Here is a 1,569-nt window from a genome sequence, read left to right on the forward strand (position 1 = left end):
CTCATCTGTTGTTCTGTTAATTTCTTTGGTAAACCCATACTTGATATATAGTACAACTTAGACTATATTGCAACCTATGTTTACTGGAAAGATATTAAGACAAGTATTAGATAAATTTTTAAAAGGTGAAGCAGCGGGTAATGCACGTGTCCAAGTTCTCCTGCCAAATGGAGAATTTTATGACATCAATGGCATGAAACTCTTGCAAAATAAATTAATAGGAGTAAGAGAATCTCATCGATTGGTCTTCACTGTAACTCCTGAAAAGTGGAAAATGGGAAAGGTAATTAAGAAGTTGTAGTAGTGAAACCAGAAAGAAAATTTTGGCATGAAATTAAAACGTTCGCTACTAAAAATAATTGCAAATTATCATTTACACGCTTGGAAAATAGCGCTGCATGGGGCACTCCTGATATACTGGGGTATAATAGTAATGGTCACTTTTTCACAATAGAATTAAAAGTAACACGAGGAAACTCAGTTCGCTTTTCTCCACATCAATTTTCATTTCATTTAACACATCCGAAGAATACATTTATTATGGTTAAGGCCCTCTCCCTTAACCAAGTAAAACTTTATGAGGGGAAGGATATCAAGAAGCTTGATGCTTGCGGCTTGAAGCTTGAACCTTGCCGCTTGCAGCTTGACGCTTGCTGCTTGCATCTTGAACAGCTTGGGGCTTGACGCTTGCCGCTTGCTCCTCGGCTTCAGCGTTCGCTTCTTCGAGTGTCATGTGTCTGAGTTTGAAGCCACGCTCTTTTAGCTCCTTTAATCTCTTCGGGGTCCAATACATTAGTGCTTGCCATAAACTACATTTTTAATTCTAGCATCCCAGCAAGCCCGACAGCTGCCGCATTCATTATTTTGTTTAGGGGCCGGGCAGAAATGACCCTCACTGGTAAACGTTTTATTTAAATCACTTGAGACAGTAGAAGTATTTCTCCAATCTTTTGGTAGCTTGTGCCGTGATTGGTCGACCATCGGAGCAGAGAACCTAATCACTAAATTCTTAGGACAGAGAGGCAGGAAGGCTTTCACCCATGCCTCCCGCGTTGGCATCCAGTGTTTAATTTTTGGCGTTAACCCTGCAACGGCAAATATCTTAAGAAGGTGCTCTTCGTCCTGGACGTCTCCGCTGTCATGCCATCTAAACTCTGGTGATTTTTTTGAATTAATTAAATAAGCCATTGCACCTGTCCACAGCGGTGACCTGATGGCCTTCAGTCTTCGATACTGTGCAGCCTGTACAACTTTAAAAACATAACAGCCTTTTAATGCATAGCAATTGTAACAGGTGCTGCCTTCTACCTGCTGTAATTTTTTGCCGGTCTTGCATTCTTTAGCTGGAAGGCCATATGACCATCCAGGCATTTTTGAGGGCTTGGACAGCCCTCCAACGATTTGTAACGCTTCACTTGTTTTCATTTCTTTCTCCTATAAATTCCTATATCATTATAATTCTTTCTTGTCAAGCTTGCAGCTTGTCGCTTGCAGCTTGCAGCTTCCTTCTTGTAGCCGTTGGCCTCGAGCCAGCGCCAGTGATTAATTAAAATCACCGGGTTGTTAATT

At 41.3% G+C, this 1,569-nt stretch carries 3 protein-coding genes; 2 read left to right on the forward strand and 1 reads right to left on the reverse strand.

The genetic code is table 11. The features are described 5' to 3' along the window. Positions 1–76 precede the first annotated feature (76 nt). Together HRU21_13560 and HRU21_13565 are read left to right on the forward strand one after the other, a co-directional pair. The gene (locus HRU21_13560) at positions 77–301 is read left to right on the forward strand and encodes a hypothetical protein (GenBank protein ID NRA43309.1); all 225 of its coding nucleotides are present in this window, start codon (positions 77–79) and stop codon (positions 299–301) included. Positions 302–303: 2 nt separating this feature from the next. Continuing rightward, the gene (locus HRU21_13565) at positions 304–684 is read left to right on the forward strand and encodes a hypothetical protein (GenBank protein NRA43310.1); all 381 of its coding nucleotides are present in this window, start codon (positions 304–306) and stop codon (positions 682–684) included. Positions 685–792: 108 nt separating this feature from the next. Here HRU21_13565 and HRU21_13570 read toward each other — a convergent pair whose 3' ends face one another. After that, positions 793–1,425, reverse strand: a complete 633-nt coding sequence (locus tag HRU21_13570) for a hypothetical protein (GenBank protein NRA43311.1) — start codon at positions 1,423–1,425, stop codon at positions 793–795. Positions 1,426–1,569: the final 144 nt, after the last annotated feature.

Source organism: Pseudomonadales bacterium (assembly GCA_013215025.1).
GTDB lineage: Bacteria > Pseudomonadota > Gammaproteobacteria > Pseudomonadales > DT-91 > DT-91.

Bases quoted from the DNA above. Each gene is read 5' to 3' on its own strand.
- HRU21_13560 (NRA43309.1), top strand. From the start codon at position 77: ATGTTTACTGGAAAGATATTAAGACAAGTATTAGATAAATTTTTAAAA.
- HRU21_13570 (NRA43311.1), bottom strand. From the start codon at position 1,425: ATGAAAACAAGTGAAGCGTTACAAATCGTTGGAGGGCTGTCCAAGCCC.